The sequence below is a fragment of the Olsenella sp. kh2p3 genome (assembly GCA_900119625.1).
Taxonomy (GTDB): Bacteria; Actinomycetota; Coriobacteriia; order Coriobacteriales; family Atopobiaceae; genus Tractidigestivibacter.
Genome location: FPKD01000007.1, coordinates 79,280 through 101,861, shown reverse-complemented (window position 1 = coordinate 101,861; position 22,582 = coordinate 79,280). Strand labels below are relative to the sequence as shown.

The window sequence follows — 22,582 nt, the reverse complement described above, 5'->3', positions numbered from 1 at the left end:
AGCTCGCAAAGTAGCGACGCATCGTCCGCCCCAAGACGGGGCAACGTCCTTCTCGCCGCCAAACCCTTGGAGATCCCATGCCTTCCCATTCTCGTCTCGGTCTGCGCCCGCTCTTTACTCCCACGCGCCGTCTTGTGCTTGCAAACTTCCTGCTCGTTTTGGGCTTTACCGCCACGTACTTCGTGGGACTCATCGGCTGCGCCACCTATCAGCTCGGCGCCGGCGCCATTGAGGTATCTGCCCTGGTCATACTGCTCAACGTTGCCCTGGTGGTGGGCGGCGCCCTCGCGGGCGTGGTCACGGACCGCGTGGGCCCGCGCCTTACCCTTGCGACCTCGCTCGTGGGCTTTGCGCTTATCGGCATCTTTGCCCTGTTCATGCCCCTGAGCTATCCCATGCTTGCCGTGGTCTCGACGCTCGAGGGTCTGGCCGACGGCTTCTGCGGCACCACCGTGAGCGCCTACCCACGCTTCCTCACCAGCAGCCCGCGCGAGCTCAAGCGCATGAACAGCCTGTGCGGAACCGCCGTCTCGGTGGCGGTCATCGTAGGTCCGCTCGTCGGCGGCTTCGTGACCACGCTTTCCACCAACCAGGCCTGCTTTGTCGCCATTCCCGTGGCGTCGCTTCTCGCCGCCGCGCTTGTCTGGGCAACGTCGGAGGCGCCGGGCACCGTAGCAAGCCGGCGCGCAGGTCACGCAAGCGACGAGAAGCCCGCCGCCAACGAGGGCTTTTGGCATCAGCTTGTAGAGGGCTTTCGAGTGACCTTCTCGCACAGGACCCTGCGCACGCTCTTTCTTCTCTACTTTCTGGGCTTTTTTGCCTACGGCGCCTTCGACTCGCTCGAGTCGCTCTTCTACCGCGACGTGTTGCAGGTGAGTGGCGATTGGATGGGCTGGCTCTCCGCCTGCGCCGGCGTGGGTGCGACGGTGGGGTCGCTGCTGGTGCTGCGTGTCTCCACCAAGCGGCTCACGCTGGGGACGCTTTCTGCTCTGCTGCTGGTGACCGGCGTGGGCTCCATGATTTACGTGGGCACGGCGAACGTGACCATCGCAGTGGTAGGGCAGCTTGTGACGGGCCTTGGCTTTGGTGCCATGCGACCCGTGAAGGACACAATCCTGCAGCGCAGCTGCGATGTCTCGTATGTGGGGCGCGTGACAGCGGTCATGAACGCGGGCACCAATAGCGCGGGGACCCTGCCGCTGCTTGTGGCGCCTCTGGTGGCAAACGTGTTGGGGGTGCAGGGGACTCTCTTTGCTGCATCTGCGGTGGTGGCGGTTCTCGCAGTCGCGTTTCTCCTGCTTACGCGCCATGACGGCGAGAAGGACACGCGTGGTGCCGCCGCCAGCCAGGCGCCTGGCGAGAATCGCTAACGCCATTAATAAGTGTAGACCCTATATAGGTCCGAGCCCCTTCTCGCTAATGCCGTTAATTATCCCGTATGAGCGGGGTAGCATCTCTAACTGTTTAACGGCATTAGCAATCAATCGAGAGGAGCAGAGCATGTCCAACGCCGAAAAGACGGACTGGGACGGCCTAGCCCAGCAGCTCATGACCTCGGTCCACGGCCTTAGGGCCGGTCACGGGGTGCACTCCAAGGACATGGAGATGCGTGGCGAGATAATTGCCCTGCACGCGCTCCACCACCAGCCCGAGGGCATGACCCCAACGGCTTTGGCGCGTGCGTGCCAGGTGTCGACCGCGCGCATCACCAAGACGATCGACCAGCTCGAGGGTCGTGGCCTGGTGGAGCGGCACGCCAGTCCCCATGACCGCCGCAGCGTGATCGTGCGCCTCACCAATAAGGGCGAGGCCGAGGTCCAGCATCGCTTTGAGGTGGTCAACGGCTACGTGGCGGGTATCCTTCGTGAGCTGGGCGAACATGACGCGCGCGAGCTGGTGCGCATCTCGGGGCATCTGGCCAAGGTTGTCACCGCCCGCGCGCAGGGCGCGGATGGCTCGCGGGCAGGCTGCCCGCTGGAGGGGGATGGTGCGCATGAGGCTCGCTAAGCTCCTTCGCGGGCACGTGGGTGAGGTCGTTGCGGTGTTCGCGCTACTTCTGGTGCAGGCGCTCTGCGAACTGTCGCTGCCGCGCTACATGTCCGACATCGTGAACGTGGGCGTGGTTGGCACTGAGGCGGGCAACTCCGCCTACCTGGGGCATATGGCGCTAGTGATGTTTGGCTTCTGCCTGGGGTCGCTCGCGGCGGCCGTGCTCGCGGGGCTCATTGCGTCCCGCGTGGCGGCGGCCGTGGCGCGCGACCTGCGCCGCGACGTCTTTGCAAAGGTGATGTCATTCTCGCCCGCGGAGGTCAACCGGTTCTCGCAGTCGTCGCTCATCACGCGCTGCACCAACGACGTGCAGCAGATCCAGACCATGATTGTGATCATGCTGCGCATGGTGATGTTTGCGCCGGTCATGGGTGTGGTTGCCGTGGTACAGGTGATGACCATGGGAGGCGGCCTCACGTGGATCGTGGGCGCGGCGCTTCTCGCCGTGCTGGGCATTGTGGCAGTGCTCTTCACGCTCACCATGCCGCGCTTTAAGGTTATGCAGTCGCTGGTAGACCGCGTGAACCTGCTTGCGCGAGAGATGCTCGACGGCATCATGACCATCCGCGCCTTTGGCCGCCAGGGCCACGAGCTCAAGCGCTTTGATGCGGCGTCCGGCGACCTTCGTGATGCGCAGCTCTTTGTGAACCGCGCCATGACCCTCATGATGCCGCTCATGATGCTCGTGATGAACGTGGCCACGGTTGCCATCGTGTGGTTTGGCTCGCACGGGGTGGCCGCCGGCGCCATGCAGGCGGGCGACATGATGGCCTTTATCAGCTACGCCATGATGATCGTGATGAGCTTCCTCATCGTCTCGATGGTGGCCGTGATCCTGCCACGCGCCGAGGTCTCCGTTGGCCGCGTGCAGGAGGTGCTCGACGTCACGCCGGCCGTGGCGGAGCCAGAGCAGCCCGTCTCGCCGGCGGCAGACGCGCCGCGCGGACGGCTGGTCTTTGACCATGTGGGCTTTCACTACCCGGATGCCGAGGGCGAGGTGGTGAGCGACGTGAGCTTTGCCACCACGCCCGGCAAGGTGACGGCCATCGTGGGCTCCACGGGCTCGGGCAAGTCCACGCTCGTACAGCTGGTACCGCGCCTCTACGACCCCACAGCGGGCACCATCACGCTCGATGGCGTGGACACGCGCAAGATGTCCCTCGCCGACCTGCGCTCGCGCGTGGGCTACGTACCCCAGCAAGGCTTTCTCTTCTCGGGCACCATCGCCAGCAACGTGGCCTTTGGTACAGATGGCGCCAGTGAGGAGGACCTGCTCCACGCCATCGACGTGGCGCAGGCAACGGAGCTTGTGGCCGAGAAGGAAGACGGCCTTCAGACGACGATTGCCCAGGGCGGCACCAACGTCTCCGGCGGCCAGCGCCAGCGTCTGGCCATTGCACGCGCGCTTGCCACGCACCCCGAGGTCCTGGTGCTGGACGATTCCTTCTCGGCGCTTGACTACGCCACGGACGCGCGGCTGCGCCAGGCGCTTGCCCGCGAGCAGGCGGACACCGCGGTCCTGGTGGTGGCACAGCGCATTGCCACCGTCATGGGTGCGGACCAGATCATCGTGCTCGACGAGGGCCGCGTGGTGGGGCAGGGCACGCACGAGGAGCTCCTGCGCAGCTGCCCTGAGTACCTGGAGATTGCAAAGAGCCAGCTCAGCGCCAAGGAGCTTGGTCTTGCGGGGGAGGAGTAGGCATGGCCGAGAAAACACAGCAGCCCCGTCGCGCGCCTCGCCCGCATGGGCCGGGAAGCCGTATGGCGCCGGGCGAGAAGGCCAAGGACTTCAAGGGCACCATTCGAAAGCTCATGCACTACATGGGGCCATATCGCGTGGGGCTTGTGGCGGCGGTGGTCCTTGCCATGGCGTCGGTGGTGTTCTCGGTGGTGGGACCAAAGGTCCTGGGCAACGCAACCACCGAGGTCATCCGTGGCGTGCAGGCCGCGGCTGCCGGCACGGGCGGCATAGACTTTGGCCTCATCGGTCAGATCCTGGTGACCCTTCTCGTGATCTACCTGGCCAGCGCCGCGGCGTCCGGCCTCCAGAGCTGGATCATGACGGGCGTCACGCAGAAGGTCGTGTTCCGCATGCGCGGCCAGATCGCCGACAAGATCTCCAAGGTGCCCCTCTCGTACTTCGATGGCAAGTCCATCTCTAAGGGCGACGTGCTCTCGCGCATGACCAACGACGTTGACACCCTGAGCCAGTCGCTCAACCAGGGCCTCATCCAGCTGGTGACCTCCATCACGCAGGTGGTGGGCGTGGCCATCATGATGCTCACCATCTCGGTGCCGCTGGCGGGCGTGACCTTTGTGACGCTGCCGGTATCGGCGCTTGTCCTGGGCGTGCTCATCCGCCGCTCGCAGAAGTACTTCCGCCTGCAGCAGGAGCAGCTCGGCGCGGTGAACGGGCGCGTTGAGGAGGACTTCTCGGGCCAGGTGGTGATTCAGGCGTTCAACCGCGGGGACCACGCCGTGGAGCGCTTTGAGGAGGAGAACGACCAGCTCTACGAGAGCGCATGGAAGAGTCAGTTCCTCTCGGGCCTCATGCAGCCGCTCATGAACCTCGTGGGCAACATGGGCTACGTGGGCGTGGTTGTGGTTGGCGCGGGCCTTGCCGTGACGGGCGCCATCCAGCCGGGCGACATCCAGTCCTTCATCCAGTACGTCAAGAACTTTACGCAGCCCATCTCGCAGCTGGCAACGGTATCAAACGTGCTGCAGCAGATGGCTGCCTGCGCCGAGCGTGTCTTTGAGTTCCTGGAGGCGCCGGAGGAGGAAGAGACAGCGGCGCTCGACCCCACCACAGGTACGCCGGCCGAGGCGATTGGCCACGCCACGGGTGCCGTGGACTTTGACCACGTCTCCTTTGGCTACCTGCCGGGGCAGACGATTATCCATGACTTCTCGGCAGACGTCGAGCCTGGCCGCACGGTGGCTATCGTGGGGCCCACCGGCGCCGGCAAGACCACGCTCATGAAGCTCCTGCTGCGCTTCTACGATGTGGACGCAGGCGCGCTTTCTGTGGACGGCCACGATGTGCGCAGCGTTGGACGAGAGGACCTTCGCCAGAACTTCTCGATGGTCCTTCAGGACGCGTGGCTCTTCAAGGGCAGCATCCGCGAGAACATCCGCTTTGGGCGCCTTGACGCCACCGACGAGGAGGTGGAGGCCGCCGCGCACTATGCGCACTGCGAGCACTTCATCAAGACGCTGCCGGGCGGCTACGACTTCGAGCTGGACGAGGGCGCAACCAACATCTCCCAGGGGCAGCGCCAGCTCTTGACCATTGCCCGCGCGGTTCTCGCCGACAGGCCCATCCTCATCCTGGATGAGGCCACCTCGAACGTGGACACGCGCACCGAGTGGCGCATCCAGCGCGCGATGGACAAGCTCATGGCAGGGCGTACGAGCTTTGTGATTGCGCACCGTCTCTCGACCATCAAGAACGCGGACACCATCCTGGTGCTGCGCGACGGCGACGTTGTGGAGAAGGGCACGCACGATGAGCTTCTCGCCGCGGGCGGCTTCTACGCGCAACTGTACCAGTCGCAGTTCGAGGAGGTTGCGTAGGAGGCGTGCTAGGCGCGGGCGGCTAGGTGCCGAGCTCTTCTCGAACGTAAGCCCTAAATTCGGGAAGAGCAAAGCGCACCACGCCGCGCGCGACCTGCTCGATGACCCCCTCTGCGAGCAGCCTGCTGCGGTACTTCGACGCGTATCGGCTTTCTACGCCCATGCGCTTGGCTATATCTGAAATGCGGCTCTCGCGCTCGTCCTCGAGCATTGCCTCGACGAACCGCAGGTCAATCTCGGAGAGCTCCCGGAGTGTAGGCGCAAGGATGCGCGACCGAAAGTCATCCTGCGCATCTCGAATTCCGCGCTGCGCACTGCCCGCAGATATGACGTCGTCCGGGCTGGTTGCCTGCCAGCATCTGAACCCCACGAGCTGGAGCATGTAGGGAAAGCCCCCGATTGCGTGGACGCACGCCTCGAGCGCGTCGTCTGTGACGTCTTTTCCGCCTATGGCAGCCGTCTGCCTGAAGGCTTCCCTTACGTCGGCGTCGGGAATGGTCCCCAGGGTATGCTGCTGCGCTCTTCTCAGGAAGGAGACGCTCTTGTCGTTGATAAGGGCGCTGATGTTGTGGGGGAGACCTGCCATTACCAGGGCAACGCGACGCTGCTCGCGTACGAATAGTTGATAGACGGCTGCGAGGGTGACCATCTCATCGAGCGTTGCAACCACTTCATCAACTGTGATGAGAAGGCCGTAGCCAGCATCCTCGATTGCGCTAACGAGCTTGCCCATGCGGGTACGCCAGTTCTCAGAAGGGGCGGATGCAACTTCCCAGCTGGCGCTAACGGGCCCAACGCCAATGCTCGCGAGACGAAGGGTCTTCGCCTTCCCCTCGCCCAAGACGTTGTCGCAGGCGAGAAGCGTCTGCTCGTATATGTCCTCGAGCATGCCGGGAATAGCAACGGCGTGAACCGCAATCCAGCCCTGCTCGGAGGCCTCTTTACCAAGATATGTGAGAAGCGCGGTCTTCCCGGATCCTCGCGGACCAACAAGAATGCTGGACAGGTTTGGATTTCCCCTGCCCTGGACAAAGGCGTCGAACAATTCTCGTCTGATTGACTGACGACCAGCCATCACGAGGGGGACGCTGCCAAATTCTGGGGTGAATGGGTTGATTGGAGGCGTCGTGGGAGCCTTTCGCCTTGTTCGCCTATTTTCGCCTTATTCGCCTTTGTGAGCAAGCTGTATTGGTCTCTTGCGAGAGCTGACCATTAACGCTGGCTCGTGTGCTTCGCGTATGTGTGTGGGCCGGGCGTCTTGGGTTTGACAGCGATCCGACCAGAGACAGGGGGGCGGGGAGAGGGACTGGGTCCCTCTCCCCGCGGGAGGAAGGTGGGTCTTGTCGGGGGTGCGCCGGTGGCGGCTGCTCGCGCTAGCGGCGGCGACGGCTGGGGCGACGGTTGCGCTCGCCACCGTCGCCGACGATGACGATGAGGCTCAGTACGCACACGATGGCGATGAAGGCGATGTGCTCGAGGACGTTCATGGTGACTCCTTCCGACGCGACGCTTGGTCGTTGCTTTTCGTTGACCCTATACTCCCGCGAGCGGCTGTTTGGTGCCATCGACCAGGCTTACGGCTGTCTTACGGCTTTGTAAGCTGGGGTCTCTCGGCAGAGCTGCGCCCTTCTCGCGCGAACAAGTTGCGGCCTGACCAGCAAGCGATACACATTCGTTGTCCGAATGTGTATCGACCTGCGCGGGATACAGGTTCGGGTGCGAATGTGTATCGAGCTGGGCCGAGTGCGCCACACATTCGTTGCCCGAATGTGTATCGACCTGCGCGGGATACAGGTTCGGGTGCGAATGTGTATCGGCCAGGCGGCGCCCTCGTGTTGCGCCTTGGTAATGTGACGCCGCGCCCTGGCGCCCTGTCCCGTAGAATGGACGGCGTGACACAGCTCCAGACAGGAGGACCCATGGCACTCAGCAGGGAAGACGTGCAGGGCATCGCGGACTACGCGCGCATAGCCCTCACGGACGAGGAGCTCGACGAGATGACCACCTACATGAACGAGGCGGTCGACCTTCTCGAGCCCATCCGCCAGTACGACCTCGACGGGGTCGACCCCACCTTCCACCCCATCGGCGACCTCTCCAACGTGATGGGCGAGGACATCATCGACGATTCTGTCCGCGCGCTGCCCATTGACGTGGCGCTCAAGAACGCGGGCTCTACGCGCGACCGCTACTTCCGCGTGCCCTCGATCCTGGGTACCGACGAAGACGAGGGAGGCATCGCCTAATGGCCAACATCGACCAGCTCTCCGCCGCGCGCATCGCTGCCGGCGTGGCCGCGGGGGAGTTCAGCGCAACCGAGGTGGCCAAGGCCTCCCTCGACGCCATCGAAGCGCGTGACGAGAAGGTCCAGGCATTCCTGCAGGTCTCGTCCGACCTTGCCCTCGCTGCCGCTGCCGAGACGGACCGTCGTCGCGCGGCAGGCGAGAAGCTCGGTCCCCTGGCCGGCGTGCCCGTGGCTTTCAAGGACAACATGCACCTGGTGGGCACGCGCACGACCTGCGCCTCCAAGATGCTCGAAAACTACGAGTCGACCTTCACCGCAACGTGCGTGCAGCGCATGCTCGACGCGGGCGCCACGCCCATGGGCAAGGCCAACATGGACGAGTTCGCGTTTGGCTCGTCCACCGAGTCCTCGGCCTTCCACCGCACTAACAACCCCTGGGACACCGAGCGCGTGCCCGGCGGCTCCTCGGGCGGCTCGGCTGCTGCCGTCGCCGCCGGCGAGGTCACCATCTCGCTGGGCTCCGACACGGGTGGCTCCATCCGCCAGCCCGCGAGCCTCTGCGGCGTGGTGGGCATGAAGCCCACGTATGGCGCCGTGAGCCGCTACGGCGTGGTTGCCTTTGGCTCCTCGCTCGACCAGGTTGGCCCCTTTGGCCGTAGCGTGGAGGACGTGGCACTTGCCATGAACGCCCTCACCGCTGCCGGCCGCGATCCGTACGACTCAACGAGCCAGCCCTGCACCGTCGACTTCCTCGAGCACCTGGAGGACCCCGTCGAGGGCATGCGCGTGGGCGTGGTGCCCGCGCTCATGGATGCCGCCGGCCTCACGGCGGAGGTTCGCACCGCCGTGGAGGGTGCGGCGAAGGCCCTTGAGAACGCTGGCGCCCAGCTGGTCGAAGTTGACCTTCCCAACATCAAGTCCGCAATCGCCGCATACTACGTGATTGCGCCGTGCGAGGCCTTCTCCAACCTCGCCCGCTTTGACGGCGTGCGCTACGGCTACCAGGAGGAGGGGTGCCTCTCGCTTGCCGAGCAAACGTCCAAGAGTCGCGCGCACGGCTTTGGCGAGGAGGCCAAGCGTCGCCAGATGCTTGGGGCGTACCTTCTCTCCAGCGGCGTGTACGACAAGTACTACTACCCGGCGCAGCAGGTACGTACCCTCATCACGCAGGACTACAAGCGCGCCTATGAGCAGTGCGACGTCATTCTCATGCCCGCCTCTCCGCGCACGGCGTTCAAGTTTGGCGAGATGAGCGATCCCACGCAGATGTACGCCTCGGACATGTTCACCATCTCGAACAACATTGCCGGCAACGGTGGCATCTCGGTGCCGCTAGGCCTTGGGGCAGAGTCCCACCTGCCCGTCTCGGTCCAGCTGCAGGGGCCGGCCTTCTCGGACCGCAAGCTCCTGCGCTTTGCCCGCGCCGTCGAGAAATCCTTCTCGGCGCGCGGTGCCGTTGCGCCCGAGTTTGCCGGAAAGGGGGGTGAGCTCTAATGAAGAAGCTCGCCGAGGTCCTGAAGGACTGGGAGGCCGTCATTGGCCTTGAGGTCCACACCGAGCTCACCACGCTCGAGACCAAGATGTTCTGCAACTGCAAGAACACGCACGACGACCCGCCCAACACCAACGTCTGCCCCGTGTGCCTGGGCATGCCGGGCGCGCTGCCGGTGCCCAACCGTGCGGCCATCCAGTCCATCGTGATGGCGGGTCTGGCCACAAACTGCCAGATCATGCGCCACTCGATGTTCTACCGCAAGCACTACTTCTATCCCGACATGGCCAAGAACTTCCAGACCACGCAGGGGCCGGTGGCCTTCTGCATGCACGGGCACCTTGACCTGGAGGTCTCCGGCGAGGGCGCGGCCGAGCGCCCGGCCTGGGAAGACGTGGCGGGCGACGGCGAGACGCCCATCTCGCGCGAGAAGGACGGCTCCTACGTGGCGCCCATCCGCATCCTGCGCATCCACATGGAGGAGGACGCCGCCAAGATGGTGCACGTGGGCGGCGAGGAGGGCCGCATCACCGCGGCCACCGAGAGCCTCATCGACTACAACCGCTGCGGCACGCCGCTGATCGAGCTGGTCACCGAGCCCGACCTGCGCACGCCCGAGGAGGCCCGTCTCTTCATGGAGAAGCTGCAGCAGACGTTCAAGACGCTCGGCATCTCCGACTGCTCGCTGGAGAACGGCTCCATGCGCTGCGACGGCAACATCAGCCTGCGTCGCCGCGGCGAGACGCGCCTGGGCACCAAGACCGAGATGAAGAACATCAACTCGTTCAAGAGCCTGCACGACGCGCTTGAGTACGAGATCTGCCGCCAGGCCGAGGTGCTCGAGGAGGGCGGCATCATCTACCAGGAGACGCGTCACTGGGAGCCCAGCCGTCGTCGCACCGTGGTGATGCGCGTGAAGGAGACGGCGGACGACTACCGCTTGTTCCCCGACCCTGACCTGGCGCCATTCGACCTCACCGACGACTTCATCGAGGAGGCGCGCGAGAAGATCCCGGAGCTGCCGGACGCCAAGCGCGACCGCTACATGCACGACTACGGCCTGAAGCGCGCCGACGCCGCCCAGCTTGCGGGCGACCCTGCGGTTGCGGCCTTCTTCGAGGAGGCGCTCGAGGGCGCGCCGGCGAAGGCCGTTGCCACCATCGCCAATGTGATGGTGAACCTGGCGCCGAGCTTCGACGCGCTGACGCCCGCGCAGGTGAGGAGCATCTCTGGGCTTCTCGCTGAGGACGCCATCACGTTTGCGCAGGCACGCGAGGTCCTTGAGGCCGTCAACGGCACTGACAAGGACCCGGAGCGCGTGGTGGACGAGCGCGGCATGCGCCAGGTGACGGATACGGCGGCGCTCGAGCCCATTGTGGACGAGGTTCTCGCACGCTGCACCGATCAGGTCCAGCAGTACTACGACGGCAACAAGAAGGTCGTGGGCTACCTGGTGGGTCAGTGCATGAAGGCGAGCCGCGGCACCGGCAACCCCAAGCTGTTCAACAAGCTGCTCACTGCGCGCCTCGAGGGGTAGAGCTGCAGCGCGTGATCTTTCGACGGTTGTGTGTCGCGCGTGTCGCGTGTTGCGCGTCGCCGGAAGGCCCCTTTTGGTGCGAATTGCAACACTGGGCGCCCTCCGGCGACAAAACGTCGCCGGAACAGCGATTTTGATGCGAATTACAACATAACGCGCCTTCCGGCGACATTTTGCCGCCCGAGGGCACGTTCCCGCAGCAATTACGTACAAAGATGCCGCTCCGGCGCCAAATTCTCGCCGGAGCGGCATTTCTCGCAGAGAAGGTCGTAGCACCTCTCGTCGCGCCTCTCGCCCGTGGGCGCCACGCAGCGCGATGCCGCGCTACTCCTCGTCCTGCGCCAGCGGGGAGTCGCATTCGTTGCGCATGCGCTCGATCCTTCTCAGCAGGCTGTCCTTCTTTGGATAGGAGTGAGACTGCGCGATGTCGTTGCTCTCGCTTGGATAGAAGCGGAAGAAGTAGTTGCCCGAGAGGGTCTGGAAGATGCGGTACTTAGGCGCGGGCAGGGACTGCCAGTCGAGCGACGTGGTGTCCTCGACGACCGCGTCCTTAGCCGTCTTACGAATGCGCTCGATGCCATCAAGGCAATCGTCCTTGGATGGGAAGACCATGGACGTGGCGACGATGTGGCCGTTGCTTGCACACAGGTTGAAGAGGTACTTCCCGTCGTTCTCATTGAGTACGTACTGCCCCATACAAATCACCCCAAACGCTCGCGGCGGATACTGCTTTCGGCCGATTGGGCCTTCCATACGGTATACATTCCACCCCTTTGGGGCAGGCAGAGCCACCAAGATGGCGAGTGGTTGGTTTTGGGACGGAATCGGCAAGGGTGTCGCAGCCGAATGGTAAGGCGTCCCATCCCGATGTTTCGTTTCCATTGCGTTTCGCATTCGCCGACGTACGGGGGCGAGAAGAACTGTACGCCGTATAAATATCCCAGTGCAACACTAGGAATTAATCGAGACCCAAGGCTGACTTTATTCCAGGATTAACCGAAATCTGGGAATTCATCGAGACCCGGCAAGTAACCAAGACCCCCGAGGGGAGGCGCAGGAGTTGGAGAACCTCGCATACACGAGCACGCTCACTGCCCGCGCCTGTTGCACGCAGACTGGCTGTCGCCGTTAGACACTCTTTGGGACCAGCACGTTGGCTGGTGCCCGCCTTCCAATCCATAACACACAACACATGCCGCAAGCTCTGGGCCATGCCCAAGAGCCATCTGTGCCTGTCGCATTTGCGCAGGTAACCATGGGTGTACCCGCAGGGGCCGCCCGGATAGGAGAGGAACCATGTCTACCGAGAACACCCAGCACGCAGAGAACCGCTCCGGCGATGCACCCGCAGCTGCCGCTCCTGCAGTCACCGCGCCCGCGGCCGCTGCGCACGCGCATCGTGGCGCGCAGCACCTCTCGACGCGCCTCATCCATGCAGGAACTACCACCGACCCGGCCACGGGCTCGGTGAACGTTCCCATCTACCAGACGTCGACGTACCGGCAGGTGGAGGTTGGCCGGACCGTCTCTGGATGGGAGTACTCCAGGACGGGCAACCCTACGCGCGCGGCGCTCGAGAGCCTCATCGCAGACCTCGAGGGCGGCGTTGCCGGCTTTGCCTTTGGCAGCGGCATGGCGGCGATAACCGCGGTCCTCTCGCTGCTCAACCAGGGCGACGAAGTCATCATCCCCACCAACGTGTATGGCGGCACGTACCGCGTGCTTGATAAGGTCTTCAATCACTTTGGCATCACGTATCGCATGGTCGACACCACCCAGCCCTACGAGTTCGAGCACGCCATTGGCCCTCGCACCAGGGCGGTGCTTGTCGAGAGCCCCGCAAACCCGCTCATGAGCGTCACCGACCTCGCGGCGATCGCAGACGTGGCACGCGAGCATAACGTGCTTTCCATTGTCGACAACACCTTCATGACGCCGTGGCTGCAGCGCCCGCTCGAGCTGGGGGCGGACATCGTCCTGCACTCGGCGACCAAGTACCTGGGCGGCCACTCAGACGTTGTCGCCGGTCTGGTGGTTGTGTCTACCAACGAGCTGGCGGAGCGTCTCGCCTTCATCCAGAACTCCACGGGAGGCGTCCTCGGGCCGCAAGACTCGTTCCTTCTCGTGCGCGGCATCAAGACGCTGGGCGTGCGCATGGATCGGCATGTGGAGAACGCCCAGTACATTGCCGAGGCGCTTGCGAGAAACCCCGAGGTCTCGGCCGTGCACTACCCTGGCCTCCCGGACGACCCAGGCTACGAGGTCCAGCGCCGCCAGGCGTCGGGTGCCGGGGCGATGATCTCGTTCGAGCTTGCGCCGTGCCACGACTACCGGGCGTTCTTCCGCTCGACGCGCCTGGTCGCGCTGGCCGAGAGCCTTGGCGGCGTTGAGTCTCTCGTCTGCCACCCGGCAACGATGACCCATGCGGCGATTCCCGCGGAGGTGCGCGAGAAGGTCGGCATCACCGACGGCCTTATTCGCCTCTCCGTTGGCATTGAGGACAAGGTCGACATTCTCGCAGACGTCGAGGGTGCCATCACGGCAAGCAGGGAGGCCTAGCCATGCGTCACTACTATGACTCTGCCGAGGAACTCGTGGGGAATACGCCGCTGCTCAAGCTCAACAACGTGGGCGCGCCCGAGGGCGTGGACATCTTTGCCAAGCTGGAGCTGTGGAACCCCGCGGGTTCTGTGAAGGACCGCACCGGCCTCTACATGGTGCGCGCTGCGGAGGAGAAGGGCCTGCTCAAGCCCGGTTCTACCATCGTCGAGGGTACGGCGGGCAACATGGGGCTGGGCATCGCCTTTGCGGCTATCGGCCGCGGCTATAACGTGGTCTTCGTGGTGCCGGAGAAGTTCTCCGAGGAGAAGCAGACGCTCATGCGTGCCCTGGGGGCGCGCATCGTGAACACGCCGCGCGAGGACGGCATGCTTGGGGCGGCGGCCAAGGCAGAGGAGCTTCTCGGCCAGATTCCCAACTCGATCGCGCTTCGCCAGTTCGAGAACGCGGCCAACCCGCAGGCGCACTACGAGACTACCGGTCCGGAGATCTGGCGCGACCTGGATGGCAACGTTGACTACTTTGTTGCGGGGGCTGGTTCCGGCGGCACGTACACGGGCGTGGCTCGCTACCTCAAGGAGCAGAACCCTGGGATTGTGGGCGTGCTTGCGGACCCGGTGGGCTCGACCATGGGTGGCGGCGAGCACGGCGACTACGATATCGAGGGAATCGGTAACGACTTTGTGGCCAAGACCATGGATATGTCGCTGGTGGATCAGGCCATCAAGGTGACGGATGACGAGGCCTTCTCGGCGTCGCGGCTCATTGCGCGGGCGGAGGGCATCTTTGCGGGCTCGTCCTCGGGCGCGGCGCTCTCCGCGAGCCTCACACTTGCGGGCCGCCTTGCCGAGAAGGGCGAGCGCGCCACCATCGTGACGGTCTTTCCCGACCGCGGCGACCGATACTTCTCGAAGGGACTGTACGCGTAACGGAGCAGGGTGGCGCTGGCGCGGTTCCGTGTCGCCGGGAGCGCGATTTCTGTGGCCGTTCCTGCAAAGATTGCCCTTTGGGCGAGCAATTGACGCCCGAACGAGGGCTTCGTACGTAGTTGCTGCTAGAACGTGCCTTCAGGCGCCCGATTGACGCCCGAAGGCCCATTTCCGACGGCATTACTTCCAGCCGCTGTCGTCTCGCCTCGGCATGCGCCTTTTCGAGCCGCGCGGATGGCCCTTGCAGCAAACCTGCGGGTTAATTGCAGTCTCTCACGTACGCTGCAGAACAAATCCGCAGGTAGTCGGCTTAGTGCTTTTTTCGAGACTGCTATTAAGCCGCAGGTTTCGGGGATGGGCCAAGCAGAGCAAGCGGGACAAGCGCGGCGCGAGAAAGACTAGCGAGAGGTGGACGAGAAGGGGCCCGCGCCAAGCGCAACGAGAAAAGCGCCCGGGCCAGCGACTGACCCGGGCGCCCGCAGGCGTAGTGGCTACATAACCCCGCGACCTACCGTTCGGCCGCCTTTCGACCGGCGTCGAACGCGGCGAGGTTAGTCTCTACCGTCTTGGGCGGCACGCGACGGCTGATGGCGTCGCGCCACTCGTCGACGGCAAAGGGGAGCGCCGTCGAGAGCGCGCCCACCAGCACCACGTTGGTCGAGCGAGGGCTCCCCACGCCGCGGGCAATCTCCCCGGCGTCAATGCGAACGGCGCCAATCTCGTCTAGGCGCGCGCCCACTCGCTGCGGCATCTGGGCGTTGCCAATGTTCACGGGCACGGGGGTGATGGTCTCGTCGTTCACAAAGAGACGCCCGCACTCCTTAAGGAACTGCTGGTTGCGCAGGGCCTCGATGGCCTCGAACGCCACAAGCACGTCGGCCGTGCCCGGGTCGCAGACCATGGAGTCGACGTGCTCGCCCATGCGGATGATGGTCGAGACGGAGCCGCCTCGCTGGCTCATGCCGTGGATCTCGGAGACCTTAACGTCGAGGCCCGCCTCCGAGGCGGTCATGGCAAGGATGTTGCCGGCAAGGATCGTGCCCTGCCCGCCAACGCCCACGAGAAGGACGGTCATGGTGCGGTCAAGATGCACGCGCTCGCCCATGTGGACGGTCGAGCTGGCCGCGGATGCTGTTGCGTGTGGCATGTGTTCTACCTCCCTTGCTCTGGGCCGGGCTACTCGGACTTGATGCACCCAAATGGGCACACCTGCTCGCACTGGCCGCAGCCCACGCACTGCGTGGGGTCGATGATGGCGTAGTTTGTCTCGTCCTTGCCCAGCGCCGGGCAGCCAATCTGGATGCAGGTGCCGCAGCGTCGGCAGTCGCGGATGACGGGCGCGGGCTTGTGCGTGCGGTCAACCAGTCGGCACGGCGAGCGGAAGATGACCACCGAGAGCAGGTCCTCGTGCGAGACGGCCTCCTTGAGCGCTGCGCGCACGGCCTTCAAGTCCTGCGCGTCGGCCTCGATGACCTCGTCGACGCCAATGGCGCGGCAGAGCGCGGGCAGATCGAGCGGGCGCCCAGCCGGACGGTCGAGAACCGAGGGCTTCTCGTCCGCGTCCACCAGCGGGCTGATGCGCGCGCCCTGCTCGGAGAGGGTAAGGCCGTTCACGGGGTTGCCCTGCGTGCCGGTCATGGCCGTGGTGCGGTTGTCCAGGATGAGCAGCGTGCCCTTGCCCCCGTTGTAGGCGGTGCCGAGAAGCGACGTGATGCCGGAGTGCGCAAAGGTGGAGTCGCCAATGACGCCAATCACGGGGCGCTTGGTGCGCTCAGGGATGCCGGCAAGCTCCATGCCGTGGCTCATGCTGAGGGAGGCGCCCATGTCGATCACCGAGTCGACGGCGCGGAAGGGCGCGACGGCACCCAGCGTGTAGCAGCCGATGTCGCCGGTCACGATGGCCTTCATGCGGCGCAGCTCGTTGAAGACCAGGCGGTGCGGGCAGCCGGCGCAGAACGCGGGCGGGCGAGGAGGAAGGTCCTTCGCGGCCTCGAGGTGCGCGGGCGTGGCCACGCCGAAGCTCCTCTGGATGTCGGCGGGGAAGATCTCACCGGAGCGGGGGAGCGCCGCCGCGGGCGGCTCGGAGAGCTTGACGCCCAGCGCGGCCACATGGTCGCGGAAGTAGCGGCAGGACTCCTCTACCACGTAGACCTTCTCAACCGAAGCCGCAAAGCTCGCGAGGAGCTTGGGCGGCAGCGGCCAGGTAAGGCCAAGCTTGAGCGTGGAGGCCTCGGGCAGCGCCTCGCGCACGTGGTTGTAGAGGGCTCCGGCAACGATGATGCCAACTTTGGTGTCGCGCATCTCGACGCGGTTGAGGTCGCTCGTCTCGGCAAACTCTACCAGGGCGTCCTCGCGCTCGTTGGTCACGCGGGTACGTGCCACGGCGTAGGCGGGCATCATGACGTACTTGCTGGGCTGGCTCTGGTATTCGCGGGGCGCGGCGGCCTCAAGGTCGCGCTCATGGCCGCACTCGACCATGGTCCTCGTGTGGGCGATGCGCATGGTCTCGTGGAGAATGACCGGCGCGTCGAAGCGCTCGGAGATGTCGAACGCCTTGCGCGTGAAGTCGTAGGCCTCCTGGGAGTCCGACGGGTCCAGGCACGGCACGCGCGCAAATGCGGCGTAGTTCCTCGTGTCCTGCTCGTTCTGGGAGCTGTACATGGACGGGTCGTCGGCGACGAGAAGCACCAGGCCGGCGTTCACGCCCGTGTTGGTGACGCTCATGAATGGGTCGGCCGCAACGTTTAGGCCCACGTGCTTCATGGTGACCAGCGTGCGCACGCCGCCCATGGCAGAGCCAATGCCCACCTCGAGGGCGACCTTCTCGTTGGGTGACCACTCGCAGTAGACGTCGCCGTGCTGCACGAGGTTCTCGAGGGTCTCGGTGGAAGGCGTGCCGGGGTAACCCGTTCCCACGCCCGCGCCTGCCGACCACGCCCCCTCGGCGATGGCCTCGTTGCCCGACAGTAGCTGCTTTCCCATGCGCTCTCCTCTCCCGGCGGACTGCCCGCCTGTGTTGCCTATTCGGTGGGCCCGCTAGGCCTTGTTCTCTTGGTCTACCAGGCGTGCCGCCCCGTACCTCTCGCGCAGGAGCGGCTTCTCGATCTTGCCCGTGGGGTTTCTCGGCACCTCGGCAAAAATCACCTTGCGCGGCCGCTTATAGCGGGGGAGCGCCAGGCAGAACTCGTTGATGTCCTCCTCGGTGGTGTCCTCGCAGCCGGGCTTGAGCTCGATGATCGCCGCGGGTATCTCGCCCAGGCGCTCGTCGGGCAGGCCGATGACGGCCACGTCCTGGATGGCAGGGTTAGAGGCGAGAAAGTCCTCGATCTGCACGGGGTAGAGGTTCTCGCCGCCCATCACGATGACGTCTTTCTTGCGGTCGACCAGCCAGTAGAAGCCGTCCTCGTCCTGGCGCGCCATGTCGCCCGTGTGCAGCCAGCCGTCGATGAGGGTCTCGGCCGTGGCCGCGGGGTCCTTGTAGTAGCACTCCATGAGGCCCGGGCCCTTCACGCAGAGCTCGCCAACCTCGCCGGGCGTGACCTCCTCGCCCTTCTCGTCCACAATCTTGCACTCCCACTGGTAGCCGGGCACGCCGATGGCGCCCACGTGGTCCACGTTCTCCACGCCCAGGTGGACGCAGCCGGGCCCGCAGGACTCCGAGAGACCGTAGTTGGTGTCGTACTGCTGGTTGGGGAAGACCTTGAGCCAGCGGTGCACAAGGCTCTTGGGCACGGGCTGGGCGCCAATGTGCATGAGGCGCCACTGGTCGAGGTGATAGTCCGAGAGGGTGACCGTGCCCTGCTCGATGGCGAGAAGGATATCCTGCGCCCAGGGGACGAGCAGCCACACGATGGTGCAGCGCTCGTTGGAGACGGTTTCGAGGATGGTCTTGGGGCTCACACCGCGCAGGAGCACGCCGCGTCCACCTACGGCGAGCGATCCCATCCAGTGCATGATGGCGCCGGTGTGGTAGAGCGGCGGGATGCAGAGAAAGACGTCGTCGTGCGTCTGGCTGTGGTGCTTCTGCTCCATGATGGCGGCCTGGGTGAGGCTCTGGTGGTGGTGCAGGATGGCCTTGGGGAAGCCGGTGGTGCCCGAGCTAAAGTAGACCGCTGCGTCCTCGTCCTCGGAGAGCGGGATCATGGGGTCTGCCGAGGAGCACAGGCCTACGAGCTCCTGGTAGGGCTCGGCCCAGGTGGGGCAGTCGTCGCCCACATAGAAGAGCAGACGGCCCTTCTGGATCTGGGGGACGATCTCCTCGACGCGGCCGGTGAACTCGGGGCCAAAGACCAGGATGTCGGCGTCGGACTTCTCGATGCAGTAGCGTATCTCGTCGGAGGAGTAGCGGAAGTTGAGAGGCACCACGGTGGCGCCGCTCTTGAGAACGCCAAAGTAGATGGGGAGCCACTCGATGCAGTTGTAGAGCAGGACGGCGACCTTGTCGTCCTTCCGGATACCGCGTGAGAGCAGCAGGTTGGCAAAGCGGTTGGCCTTCTCGTCAAAGACCTGCCAGGTCATCTCGCGGCGAAAGGGCTCGTCGTCCGTGGTTTCGACGAGTTCGTACTCGCGCCAGGTGATGTGGCGGTTCTCGTGGCGCTGGGGGTTCACCTCCACGAGGGCGACCTCGTTGGGGTAGAGCTCGGCGTTCTTGCGCAGCATGTCGACGATGGTCACGTTGCCTCCAAATGACCCGGTGTTTGCGGGAAGCGCCTGGTGGCGGCTGCGGGCGCGTGTAGCGCGACGGCGGCATTTGACATTCTAGACGGCTGGGCTGTGGCGGGGTGGGGGAGATTGCGCTTGCGGCGAGAATTGCCTCCGCGGCTGGCGCTGTGGTGCCGCGCGATTTCGCCGGTTAAGAATTTTCCGAACGTTTAGGGGCACTTAACCGTTCGAAATCCGCGGCACTCCCGCAATGTCGCGGATTCTCGCCGGTTAGAGGTGTAATCGTTCGGAAAATTCTTAAACGGCGAGATGACGCGGCATTGACGAGAAGGCCTGGACAAAATTCTCGTCCGGGCGCCAAACTGACGCCGGAGGGCGGGTTCCCGCAGCAATCACGTACGAAACCCCTTCTCGGGCGCCGTTTTCTCGTCCAAGGGCAGGTTTCCGCAGCACCGGAGACCAAAAGTGGCGCTCCGGCGTCTCGCCTGTCGAGAGGCGCCACCACCGCGCCCCGAGAAGTACCGCCAGCCACGTGCCGAGAAACACCGACGCACCGTCGCTACCGTAGCCCACCCGGCACCGGCCGCCGCGTTCCTCTCGCCTTCTCTGTTAACGCTTCTTCAGGCTTTCTCGATCCAGGGTTGATTTTTTTCAAATCTGGGTCAAAATATTTGACCGTCCATACAAAGGTGCGAAAAATCGGTGGAAGGCAGTTCGACCACCGCCACTGGGCGAAAGGAACAACCATGCAGTCGAAAATCGCGCACGCAGCTGAGCGCAAGGCGTTTAGCATCGCAATCGACCAGGCCATCAAGGGCGTCAGGAGCGATCACCCCGAGGAGGCCATCAACAAGTTCCTGGACATGGGCGGCAAGCTCCTCGCCGACACCGCGCCCGACATGGCAAACTCCCTGCGCAAGGCATTCTACCCTGGTTCCAAGTGGGAGAACTTCCTCATCGAGCTGGTGAGGGACCGCGTTGACCCCAACATCTTGAAGACCGCCGTCCTGAACGGCGCCTACGAGTCCGCGTTCCGCGGCCTGCGCGAGACCACCCAGTCTGCCGAGAAGTACCAGTGCAACGTGCCCTGGATCATCATCTTCGACCCCACGAGCGCCTGCAACAAGCACTGCATCGGCTGCTGGGCCGCCGACTACGGCAACTCCCTCAACCTCTCCTTCGATGACATGGATCGCCTTGTCACCGAGGCCAAGGCGCTGGGCACGCACTTCTTCATGATGACCGGCGGTGAGCCCCTGGTGCGCAAGAAGGACGTCGTCCGCCTTGCCGAGAAGCACGACGACTGCATCTTTGGCCTCTTCACCAACGGCTCGCTCATCGACCAGAAGCTCTGCGACGACTGCAAGCGCCTGGGCAACATCGTGTTCTCGATGTCGCTCGAGGGCTTCAAGACCGCCAACGACGGTCGCCGCGGTGACGGCTCGTTCGACGAGGTTGTTCGCGCCATGGACCTCATGACTGAGAATGGCGTGCCCTTTGGCATCTCTACCTGCTATACGCGCAACAACGTCGAGGACGTCACCTCCGACGAGTACTACGACTTCATCATCGAGCACGGCGCGCTGTGGCAGTGGTACTTCCACTATATGCCCGTGGGCGAGGGCGCCAACGCCGACCTCATGCCCACCATCGAGCAGCGCGAGTACATGATCGACCGCATCCGCAAGATCCGCGACTACGAGGGCGGCAAGCCCATCATGGCCATGGACTTCCAGAACGACGGCGAGTTCGTGGGTGGCTGCATCGCTGGCGGCCGCGTGTTCTGCCACGTCAACGCCCGCGGTGACGTGGAGCCCTGCGTCTTCATTCACTACTCCAACGCCAACATTCACGAGAAGAGCTGGCTAGAGTGCCTGCAGCAGCCCATCTTCCAGGAGTATCGCGCCAACTGGCCCTGGAACGACAACATGCTGCGCCCCTGCCCCATGCTCGAGAACCCGCAGGTTCTGCCCAAGATGGTTCACGAGGCAGAAGCCAAGTCCACGGAGTACACCTCGCCAGAGGACGTCGACCACCTGTGCGCCCGCACGGCTAAGTACGCCGAGAAGTGGGCGCCCGAGGGCGACCGCATCTGGGTCGAGGAGCACCCCACCGGCAAGAAGATCTACGAGGACGACATCTCGATGATGGATGTCGACAAGAAGGCCAAGATGCTTGCCGAGAAGGACGCCGAGCTTGACTCGCAGGTTGAGGAGAAGCTTGCGGAGGAGGAGAAGGAGGCCGTCGGCGCAGCCAAGTAGGCGCTGATTGGTTCTCTCGCGCGAAAGCGCTTGTCGCCCCGTCGCTGCTGCCGGATGGCCGTGGCGACGGGGCGTTTCTTGTGCGTGGGGGTGGCGCTGGCGCGGTGCGAACGCGGCACGCAACCGCAAGACGTCGCCGGAGCAGCGGTTTTTTACGCACTTGTCGCCAAAACTTGCCTTCCGGCGGCAAAACGTCGCCGGAGCAGCGGTTTTGTACGCACTTGTCGCCAAAACGGGCCCTCCGGCGATTGCGTCGACCGCCAAGGCACCTGCGCTCCGCACTGCCGTATGCTCTTCTCAGCAGACTGCGGACGAGAAGGGAAGCGTCGTGATAAAGCTCGCACTCTCGGACCTCGACAACACCTTGATTCCCTATGGCAAGGGTCGCGCGTCGGACGCGGCCATTGCAGCCGTGCGCGCCGTGAACGCCGCGCCGGGCGTGCTCGCCGGCCCCATCTCCGGCCGGACCGTCGCCATGATGTCATGGATGTTCGAGAACGACGCAGCAGACTGCTTCCAGACCGGCGTCTTTGTGAATGGGCAGGTCGTGCGCCTGCGCGGCCGTGTGATCTACCAGGAGGCGCCCGCGCACAAAAGTCTCGAACGCCTGATTGCCTACCTGCGCAAACGTGACGGCGAGAGGACCGCCCTTACCGCCTACGACAACGATCGCGAAGACAGCGACGTTGTCGTAGGCATCACGGACGAGGAGCTTGCGCGTCACCCCAAGGCCTTTCGCGCGTTTCACTGCACGTCGGCGCACATTCCGGCCGGCACATACGTGAAGAACAACATCCACAGCGACCACTCGCGCGCCCACATGGAGGACCTCCGCCAGGACCTGGTCCGCGACTTCCCCGAGTTCGACTTCGTCTTTCCCAGCGCCGCTTCCTCCACGTTGGACATCCTGCCCGCCGGCGTCTCCAAGATGAGTGGCCTTACAATCCTCATGGACCAGCTGGGCATAGGTCTTAACGAGGTCTGCGTCTTTGGAGACTCCGAGAATGACCTGGCCATCATCGAGGGCGTACCCAATTCCGTCGCCGTCTCGAATGCGGCTCCCGAGGTTGCGGCAGCGGCGCGCTGGCACATTGGCGCGGTGACCGAGGACGCGGTTGCCGACGCCCTTCTCGACATCGCTGCAGCAGCCAAGACGGGTGCCATGCCCGCATTCATGTGCGAAGAGGGCGAGAACCGCTGCGGCGCCGGCGCACCAACCACGTGCGTTAGCCCCGCCCCCATGGGGTAGGTAGACAAGTGGCGCGCGCAATA

The 22,582-nt window shown here is 64.5% G+C and carries 16 protein-coding genes; 11 read left to right on the top strand and 5 right to left on the bottom strand.

Features of this window, described 5'->3' with window-relative positions:
* Nucleotides 1-77 precede the first annotated feature (77 nt).
* From BT122_RS08460 to BT122_RS08445, 4 genes are all read left to right on the top strand, one after another.
* The gene (locus tag BT122_RS08460) at nucleotides 78-1,370 is read left to right on the top strand and encodes an MFS transporter (RefSeq protein ID WP_072355496.1); all 1,293 of its coding nucleotides are present in this window, start codon (nucleotides 78-80) and stop codon (nucleotides 1,368-1,370) included.
* 130 nt (nucleotides 1,371-1,500) lie between these two features.
* Nucleotides 1,501-2,007 (top strand): MarR family winged helix-turn-helix transcriptional regulator, encoded by a 507-nt coding sequence (locus BT122_RS08455; protein ID WP_072355495.1) that lies wholly within the window; start codon nucleotides 1,501-1,503, stop codon nucleotides 2,005-2,007.
* Nucleotides 1,994-3,748 (top strand): ABC transporter ATP-binding protein, encoded by a 1,755-nt coding sequence (locus tag BT122_RS08450; RefSeq protein ID WP_072355517.1) that lies wholly within the window; start codon nucleotides 1,994-1,996, stop codon nucleotides 3,746-3,748. Before BT122_RS08455 ends, BT122_RS08450 begins: the two co-directional genes overlap by 14 nt.
* 2 nt (nucleotides 3,749-3,750) lie before the next feature.
* Nucleotides 3,751-5,625, top strand: coding sequence for an ABC transporter ATP-binding protein (locus BT122_RS08445; RefSeq protein WP_072355494.1), 1,875 nt, complete (start codon nucleotides 3,751-3,753; stop codon nucleotides 5,623-5,625).
* Nucleotides 5,626-5,647: 22 nt separating this feature from the next.
* Here BT122_RS08445 and BT122_RS08440 read toward each other — a convergent pair whose 3' ends face one another.
* The gene (locus BT122_RS08440; RefSeq protein WP_072355493.1) at nucleotides 5,648-6,700 is read right to left on the bottom strand and encodes a DUF8462 domain-containing protein; all 1,053 of its coding nucleotides are present in this window, start codon (nucleotides 6,698-6,700) and stop codon (nucleotides 5,648-5,650) included.
* Between the two features lie 844 nt (nucleotides 6,701-7,544).
* Between BT122_RS08440 and gatC the strand changes: the two genes are divergently transcribed.
* The 3 genes from gatC to gatB are packed head-to-tail and all read left to right on the top strand — an operon-like array spanning nucleotide 7,545 to nucleotide 10,899.
* Entirely contained in the window at nucleotides 7,545-7,871 is a 327-nt protein-coding gene (gene gatC / locus BT122_RS08435; RefSeq protein WP_032110969.1) for an Asp-tRNA(Asn)/Glu-tRNA(Gln) amidotransferase subunit GatC, read from the top strand.
* Entirely contained in the window at nucleotides 7,871-9,364 is a 1,494-nt protein-coding gene (gatA, locus tag BT122_RS08430) for an Asp-tRNA(Asn)/Glu-tRNA(Gln) amidotransferase subunit GatA (protein ID WP_072355492.1), read from the top strand. Before gatC ends, gatA begins: the two co-directional genes overlap by 1 nt.
* Nucleotides 9,364-10,899: an Asp-tRNA(Asn)/Glu-tRNA(Gln) amidotransferase subunit GatB gene (gatB, locus tag BT122_RS08425; RefSeq protein ID WP_072355491.1), complete on the top strand. Its 1,536-nt coding sequence runs from the start codon at nucleotides 9,364-9,366 to the stop codon at nucleotides 10,897-10,899. Before gatA ends, gatB begins: the two co-directional genes overlap by 1 nt.
* Nucleotides 10,900-11,223: 324 nt before the next feature.
* Here gatB and BT122_RS08420 read toward each other — a convergent pair whose 3' ends face one another.
* Complete coding sequence (locus BT122_RS08420) at nucleotides 11,224-11,595, bottom strand: YegP family protein (protein WP_072355490.1); 372 nt, start codon at nucleotides 11,593-11,595, stop codon at nucleotides 11,224-11,226.
* A gap of 600 nt (nucleotides 11,596-12,195) precedes the next feature.
* Here BT122_RS08420 and BT122_RS08415 point away from each other — a divergent pair.
* Nucleotides 12,196-13,458 (top strand): trans-sulfuration enzyme family protein, encoded by a 1,263-nt coding sequence (locus BT122_RS08415; RefSeq protein ID WP_083432411.1) that lies wholly within the window; start codon nucleotides 12,196-12,198, stop codon nucleotides 13,456-13,458.
* Nucleotides 13,459-13,460: 2 nt separating this feature from the next.
* Nucleotides 13,461-14,387: a PLP-dependent cysteine synthase family protein gene (locus BT122_RS08410; protein WP_072355489.1), complete on the top strand. Its 927-nt coding sequence runs from the start codon at nucleotides 13,461-13,463 to the stop codon at nucleotides 14,385-14,387.
* A 508-nt stretch (nucleotides 14,388-14,895) separates the two neighbouring features.
* Here BT122_RS08410 and BT122_RS08405 read toward each other — a convergent pair.
* Genes BT122_RS08405 through BT122_RS08395 form a run of 3 tightly spaced genes read right to left on the bottom strand, consistent with a single transcriptional unit; the run spans nucleotide 14,896 to nucleotide 19,061 of the window.
* Complete coding sequence (locus BT122_RS08405) at nucleotides 14,896-15,534, bottom strand: indolepyruvate oxidoreductase subunit beta (RefSeq protein WP_218161977.1); 639 nt, start codon at nucleotides 15,532-15,534, stop codon at nucleotides 14,896-14,898.
* A 29-nt stretch (nucleotides 15,535-15,563) separates the two neighbouring features.
* Nucleotides 15,564-17,369 carry a thiamine pyrophosphate-dependent enzyme gene (locus BT122_RS08400; RefSeq protein ID WP_072355488.1) on the bottom strand — a complete coding sequence of 602 codons (1,806 nt, stop codon included), beginning with the start codon at nucleotides 17,367-17,369 and terminating at the stop codon, nucleotides 15,564-15,566.
* 54 nt (nucleotides 17,370-17,423) lie between these two features.
* Nucleotides 17,424-19,061: a class I adenylate-forming enzyme family protein gene (locus BT122_RS08395; RefSeq protein ID WP_072355487.1), complete on the bottom strand. Its 1,638-nt coding sequence runs from the start codon at nucleotides 19,059-19,061 to the stop codon at nucleotides 17,424-17,426.
* Between the two features lie 734 nt (nucleotides 19,062-19,795).
* Here BT122_RS08395 and BT122_RS08390 point away from each other — a divergent pair.
* Both BT122_RS08390 and BT122_RS08385 read left to right on the top strand, forming a co-directional pair.
* On the top strand, nucleotides 19,796-21,310 hold the full coding sequence (locus BT122_RS08390; protein ID WP_072355486.1) for a radical SAM/SPASM domain-containing protein: 1,515 nt from the start codon (nucleotides 19,796-19,798) through the stop codon (nucleotides 21,308-21,310).
* Between the two features lie 328 nt (nucleotides 21,311-21,638).
* Nucleotides 21,639-22,559 (top strand): HAD-IIB family hydrolase, encoded by a 921-nt coding sequence (locus tag BT122_RS08385; RefSeq protein WP_072355485.1) that lies wholly within the window; start codon nucleotides 21,639-21,641, stop codon nucleotides 22,557-22,559.
* Nucleotides 22,560-22,582: the final 23 nt, after the last annotated feature.

What these genes read in the sequence shown, in the direction of transcription:
- BT122_RS08460 (WP_072355496.1), top strand. Translation starts at nt 78, where the DNA reads ATGCCTTCCCATTCTCGTCTCGGTCTGCGCCCGCTCTTTACTCCCACG.
- BT122_RS08455 (WP_072355495.1), top strand. Translation starts at nt 1,501, where the DNA reads ATGTCCAACGCCGAAAAGACGGACTGGGACGGCCTAGCCCAGCAGCTC.
- BT122_RS08450 (WP_072355517.1), top strand. Translation starts at nt 1,994, where the DNA reads ATGAGGCTCGCTAAGCTCCTTCGCGGGCACGTGGGTGAGGTCGTTGCG.
- BT122_RS08445 (WP_072355494.1), top strand. Translation starts at nt 3,751, where the DNA reads ATGGCCGAGAAAACACAGCAGCCCCGTCGCGCGCCTCGCCCGCATGGG.
- BT122_RS08440 (WP_072355493.1), bottom strand. Translation starts at nt 6,700, where the DNA reads ATGGCTGGTCGTCAGTCAATCAGACGAGAATTGTTCGACGCCTTTGTC.
- gatC (WP_032110969.1), top strand. Translation starts at nt 7,545, where the DNA reads ATGGCACTCAGCAGGGAAGACGTGCAGGGCATCGCGGACTACGCGCGC.
- gatA (WP_072355492.1), top strand. Translation starts at nt 7,871, where the DNA reads ATGGCCAACATCGACCAGCTCTCCGCCGCGCGCATCGCTGCCGGCGTG.
- gatB (WP_072355491.1), top strand. Translation starts at nt 9,364, where the DNA reads ATGAAGAAGCTCGCCGAGGTCCTGAAGGACTGGGAGGCCGTCATTGGC.
- BT122_RS08420 (WP_072355490.1), bottom strand. Translation starts at nt 11,595, where the DNA reads ATGGGGCAGTACGTACTCAATGAGAACGACGGGAAGTACCTCTTCAAC.
- BT122_RS08415 (WP_083432411.1), top strand. Translation starts at nt 12,196, where the DNA reads ATGTCTACCGAGAACACCCAGCACGCAGAGAACCGCTCCGGCGATGCA.
- BT122_RS08410 (WP_072355489.1), top strand. Translation starts at nt 13,461, where the DNA reads ATGCGTCACTACTATGACTCTGCCGAGGAACTCGTGGGGAATACGCCG.
- BT122_RS08405 (WP_218161977.1), bottom strand. Translation starts at nt 15,534, where the DNA reads ATGCCACACGCAACAGCATCCGCGGCCAGCTCGACCGTCCACATGGGC.
- BT122_RS08400 (WP_072355488.1), bottom strand. Translation starts at nt 17,369, where the DNA reads ATGGGAAAGCAGCTACTGTCGGGCAACGAGGCCATCGCCGAGGGGGCG.
- BT122_RS08390 (WP_072355486.1), top strand. Translation starts at nt 19,796, where the DNA reads ATGCAGTCGAAAATCGCGCACGCAGCTGAGCGCAAGGCGTTTAGCATC.